Source organism: Intrasporangium chromatireducens Q5-1 (genome assembly GCF_000576575.1).
Taxonomy (GTDB): Bacteria; Actinomycetota; Actinomycetes; order Actinomycetales; family Dermatophilaceae; genus Intrasporangium_A; species Intrasporangium_A chromatireducens.
The window spans coordinates 1-4,524 of the sequence record NZ_AWQS01000278.1 but is presented as its reverse complement, the minus strand read 5'-3'; the positions used below and the strand labels follow the sequence as shown (position 1 = coordinate 4,524).

General features: G+C 65.6%; 6 protein-coding genes. 4 read left to right on the top strand and 2 right to left on the bottom strand.

From position 1 onward, the window contains the following. Together N864_RS19520 and N864_RS24330 are read right to left on the bottom strand one after the other, a co-directional pair. The coding region (locus tag N864_RS19520) for a glycosyltransferase family A protein (RefSeq protein ID WP_051518826.1) at positions 1-605 on the bottom strand (605 nt) is incomplete at its 3' end. Between the two features lie 65 nt (positions 606-670). Further along, positions 671-1,405: an NAD-dependent epimerase/dehydratase family protein gene (locus N864_RS24330; RefSeq protein WP_276203108.1), complete on the bottom strand. Its 735-nt coding sequence runs from the start codon at positions 1,403-1,405 to the stop codon at positions 671-673. A gap of 153 nt (positions 1,406-1,558) precedes the next feature. On the opposite strand from N864_RS24330, the gene N864_RS19515 reads away from it, so the two are divergent. The 4 genes from N864_RS19515 to N864_RS19500 all read left to right on the top strand — a co-directional run bounded on the left by N864_RS19515 (position 1,559) and on the right by N864_RS19500 (position 4,477). Then, positions 1,559-1,984: a PqqD family protein gene (locus N864_RS19515; RefSeq protein WP_034721235.1), complete on the top strand. Its 426-nt coding sequence runs from the start codon at positions 1,559-1,561 to the stop codon at positions 1,982-1,984. A 374-nt stretch (positions 1,985-2,358) separates the two neighbouring features. Further along, positions 2,359-3,084, top strand: coding sequence for a hypothetical protein (locus N864_RS19510; RefSeq protein ID WP_155893025.1), 726 nt, complete (start codon positions 2,359-2,361; stop codon positions 3,082-3,084). Next, entirely contained in the window at positions 3,081-3,752 is a 672-nt protein-coding gene (locus tag N864_RS19505) for a glycosyltransferase family 2 protein (protein ID WP_034721230.1), read from the top strand. Before N864_RS19510 ends, N864_RS19505 begins: the two co-directional genes overlap by 4 nt. Further along, complete coding sequence (locus N864_RS19500; RefSeq protein WP_034721228.1) at positions 3,749-4,477, top strand: glycosyltransferase family A protein; 729 nt, start codon at positions 3,749-3,751, stop codon at positions 4,475-4,477. Before N864_RS19505 ends, N864_RS19500 begins: the two co-directional genes overlap by 4 nt. Positions 4,478-4,524: the final 47 nt, after the last annotated feature.

Below are 4,524 nucleotides of genomic sequence, written 5' to 3'. Positions count from 1 at the left end.
AGGGTGTCCGTCTCCCGTCGGAGACAGCTGAACCGCACTCCTCGCGCTCGGCGCACCACCACAGCGTTCGCGTCAACGAACGGCGTGCCGTCGCGAAAGGCTTCGCGATCGAAGTCGCGGGAGAGCACGTCCAGCTCGGTTCCGTCCTCCCATAGCCGCTGTACAGCGGTGTAGACGAGGTCCGCCCCCGACTCCAGAGCAACCAGGGCCTCGCTCAGGTGTGTCGGACTCCACACGTTGTCGTCATCGAGGAAGGCGACATACCTCGATCGGGTCAGCCGGATGCCCACGTTTCGCACCAGGCCGAGCCTGTGCGTGTTCCGCGAGAGGGACACGGTCACGAGCCTGTCGTCCGCGGGCAGGGCGGGAAGGCCACCGCCATCGTCCACTACGATCACGATCTGGTCCTGAATCGTCTGGGCGAGCGCCGAGGCGACGGCTTGCTGGAGTAGCTCGGAGCGCAGGTATGTCGGGATTACGGTCGCTACCCTGGCTTCACGAGGGCGACGAGCACCGGCACGCAGCCGCCGGACCTCGCGCCACTCGACAAACCGCCACCAAGGCACGTCCCAACCCCTCAGGACGATGTTGCGGGTCTCGAGCATCGGCCACAGACCCAAGCGACGACGAAGGAACGCCTTGGTGGCCCGCGCTGTCGACCCGACTACTGTCATCTGAAGCGCTCCGCGTCATCACAGGGCTGATATCGCCAGTCAGTGCCGTCCCCCACGTCCCATATCCGCCAAGTGTTGGCGGACACCGCCCAGGTGACCGCCGAGCGAACCTTTGGCGGGGCGAGCACGGCCGCGTTGACGTGGCCCGCCAGGTCGCGATGGCTGAGCCATGTGGAGAAATGCCGTTCGTTGCGCGGCCGGTCGGGCCACAACACCGTGCCGATACGCAGGCAGACGGTGGAGACACCGGTGGTTTCGGTGTACCAGCGGCACGCGGCCTCGGCGAAGACTTTCCCTGCGCCATACGCGTTGCAGGGACGCACTTGGGCCTCCGTGGACAGACGTGGCAACCGCCCAGGATCCGCACCATCGTGCTCGCCACGAAGGACCGGCGCCCAGGGATCCTCTCGCTCATATCCCGCTGCAACCTGATTAGAACTGGCATAGACCACGCGCTTGACACCGGCCCGCGCCGACGCTTCTAGTGTGCAGTGGACGAGTCGGATGTTGTTTCGGTACACGGACTCCCATGGCGCATCCCAACGGGCGTCAGAAGCGAGGTCCACAACGGCGTCGCAGCCCCGCAACCGGCGAGTCAAGGTCCGGAGGTGGCGAGCGTCCAGGCGAGCGATGCCAGCGGCGGGATCCGCCCGACGGTCGAAGAGTCGCAAGTCGTGGAGGGCCAGGCCCGGCACCAAGGCACGACCCACTGCCCCGGCCGCTCCCAGCACGGCCACAGTGAGACCGCTGCTCGACACCGATCCTCCCCCTCTCGCCTCTGGGGCCAGTTTCGCCGATCGGTGCACACGCCGTTGGTGGATCACCTAAATTCGAGGAAGGTCAGGCCTGTTCGGGCCGACCAGATCAGCAACTGGGGGTTTCGCATGTCAACGCGACAGTGCTGGCGCGTCAACGCGCCTGATGTGATCAGCGAGACGATCGACGGGGAGACGATCATCTTGCACTTGGGGAACGGCTTCTATTTCAGCGCCGGCGGGTGCGGGCCAGCCGCATGGTCCCTGCTCAGCTGCTCGGCAACCGTCGACGACACCGCCGCCGCTCTTCGTCAGCTCTACCAGACGGATGGTGTTGACCTCGAGGGCGAGCTGGACCGGTTCATCGAGGAGCTGACCAGCGAGGGTCTGCTCGTTCCGAGCGACACACCACGCTCCCCAACGCCGGAGCCGGCGGGAGCCGGACCCATGCCGTTCGTCCCGCCGACCCTTTCGAAGTTCACCGACATGGAGGATCTGCTGCTCCTGGACCCGGTACACGAGGTGAGCCCGAAGCAGGGCTGGCCATACGCCTGACGAGGGAGAACGTCATGACGTCAACAACTGTGTCCACATCTCCTGAGGGGGGGCTGTTGACGACAGATGGCCTGGCCGGCTCTTTCCGAGCCAGTGCCGCCGGGCTCAGCGAGCGGTGGATCGCCGTAGCAGGCCGCTTGGTTCGCATTCGAGTGGGGTCGCCGCGCATGCTGCGCCTGCTCGAGGCGTTCGAGCACTTGAGCGCACCAGCGGCAGAGGCTGACCCAGGGCTGACCATCAACGTCTGGGACAGCCCTGGCAGGACACCCGGCCCGCTACCCCAAGAGCCCCCAGGGGCTCCCCGCGGGCTGCGGATGGTGTGGACGGGCGGGTCGGTGCAAGGCTGTTATCAACCGGGGCAAGACACCCTCAGCGTGCTTGACCACGGTGTGGGGGAGGCCTGGTTCTGGTGCTTGAATGGCGCGGACCTCCCATATTGGGAGCACGCAGCGCCCTTCCGGCTCATCCTCAACTGGTGGCTTGCCGCACAAGGCGCAGGCCTCGTTCATGCGGCCGCCATCGGCCGGCCCGCTGGCGGCGTGCTCGTCGTGGGCAAGGGCGGCTCGGGAAAGTCCACGACGGCCCTCCTCTCGCTGCTCGGTGGGATGTCGTATGCCAGCGACGACTACGTCATCGTCGAGCGCGACATCGACGGGCGAGGGCCGCACATACACAGTGCTTTCGGCTCCGCGAAGCTCGATGGTCAGCAGTGCTCGCTCTTCCCGTCGCTCGACGGCGCGCTCGTCAACCCGGATCGCCAGCCCGAGGAGAAGGCGGTCTTTCTAGTCAACCGGTTCGCCCCGGACCAGATGATGCCCTCAATGCCACTACTGGCGATCCTGACGCCACGAATCACCGGCCAGCCCACGACGAGCGTGCGACCCGGGTCCTCGCTCGCCGCTCTCGCGGCCCTGGCGCCGAGCACGATCTTCCAACTGCCCGGTGCGCCCGCAACGGAGTTGCGCTCGATGTCGGAAGTCGTCAGGAGCGTGCCAACGTATGAACTCGCCCTCGGCACGGACTTCCAGGAGATACCGCACCACATTGACGAGCTCATCATGGCCTTGAGCGTTCCGGACGACCGAGTTCGGCACCCATGAGCGTCGCGGGCCTTGTCACGGTCGTCGTCCCAGCCTTCAATGCCGAGCAGTTCCTCGGCGACGCTCTGCGAGCGCTCGCAGCACAGGACTATCCGCAGGTAGAGATCGTGGTCGTTGACGACGGGTCCTCGGACCAGACGAATGAGCTGGCGACAAGAACACCGGGAGTGCACCTGGTGACTCAGGAGAACGCTGGCCCCTCCGCCGCGCGCAACACAGGAATGGCAGTCGGCAACGGGGAGTTCTTCACATTCTGTGACGCCGACGACCGCTTTCGGGCGGACAAAGTCTCGAAGCAGGTCAGATACCTCCGGGAGCATCCGGAGGTGGGTTGTGTCCTCGTGCACCACCAGACATTCTTCGAGTCCGACGTGACCCGGCCTGAGTGGCTGACCGATGAAGACGGTGTCCAGCCCCAGTCCGCCATGGTGCGTCGCGAGGTGGTCGATCAAATCGGTGGCTTCGATCCGACCTATCGCTTCACAGAGGGCTTCGAGTGGCTGGGCCGGATGCGCGACGCCGGGATTGGCATCGGCGTCCTCGCCGACGTCTGCGTCGACCGCCGGATCCACCACACCAACATGTCGTACGAACGCGCGGACCTCCAGCACAACATGCTGCGGTCCCTGCGTGACCGGCTCGAGCGAAACAGAAGGACTACGGCATGAAAGATGAGGACAGTCGTGAGGGTCCGCTCGTCAGCGTCCTGATGACGGTGTACAACAACGCTCCTTACATCTGCGAGGCAATCCGCAGCGCCTTGGGCCAGACCTATCCCCACCTCGAGGTCGTCGTCGTGGACGATGGGTCGGACGACGGTAGCTGGGACGAGGTCTGCAAATTTCCCGAGGTGCGCGCACGCAAGCAGGATCGAGGGGGGATCGGGGCCGCTCGAAACTTGGCGGTATCCATGGCGCAAGGGGACTTCTTCACCTTTCTCGACGCCGACGACCGCTTTCCGCCTGACAAGCTCGAGATACAGCTGCGCGCCTTCGCGGCGGAACCCGAACTGGAAGTGACGTACGGATACGTCCGGGAGTTCGTCAGCCCAGACCTAACGGCCGAGGAGGCGGCCCGCATCAGGCCCGCTGTGGATCGGAACGAGTCCCATCTCTCGGGGGTCATGCTCATTCGCCGAGCGGCCTTCGAGCGCGTGGGGCCTTGGACCGTCGGGCTCAAGGTCGGCACAGGCGTGGACTGGTACGCACGCTCTCAGGAGGCAGGGCTGCGCACATCGGTCCTGCCGGACGTACTCCTCGAACGTCGGCTGCACCTGTCGAACAACGGGCTGCGCCAAGCGGACAACCGCATTCAGTACGCTGCGATCCTCAAGGCGGCGCTCGACCGAAGGCGGGCCGCGACCGCCCAGCCGGACCGGCTCCTGCAGGACTGACGGTCATGCGTAATATTGGCTCTCCTGACCCATCCGTGGGTGGTTCT